The organism is Salmonella sp. SAL4457 (assembly GCF_046548235.1).
Lineage (GTDB): Bacteria > Pseudomonadota > Gammaproteobacteria > Enterobacterales > Enterobacteriaceae > Salmonella > Salmonella enterica.
Genome location: NZ_JBGDZO010001069.1, coordinates 1 through 247, shown reverse-complemented (window position 1 = coordinate 247; position 247 = coordinate 1). Strand labels below are relative to the sequence as shown.

At 66.0% G+C, this 247-nt stretch carries 1 protein-coding gene; it reads left to right on the top strand.

Annotation, left to right across the window (positions count from 1 at the left end; all coding sequences use genetic code 11):
• The coding region (locus ACLJNW_RS27470) for a sugar nucleotide-binding protein (protein WP_410961721.1) at positions 1–247 on the top strand (247 nt) is incomplete at both ends.

Genomic DNA, 247 nt, shown 5'->3' with positions numbered 1-247 from the left:
CCTACCACTACGGCGGACTGGAAGCGACCACCACCCTGGCGCTGGGACAGGTGATCCTCAACGAGGCGCGTACCTATCGCTCCAACCTGATCCAGGAGCCTTCGGCGGAGGCCCATGCCGCGCGCCCGGACGCGCTCGACGAGCCGCAGCACGCGGTGATGGTCTGCAAGAAGATCCTCCACTCCTTCGGCATCAAGCCGCGCGCCTGGCGCGCAGGTTTGCCGGCTCTATTGGACAGGTACTACAG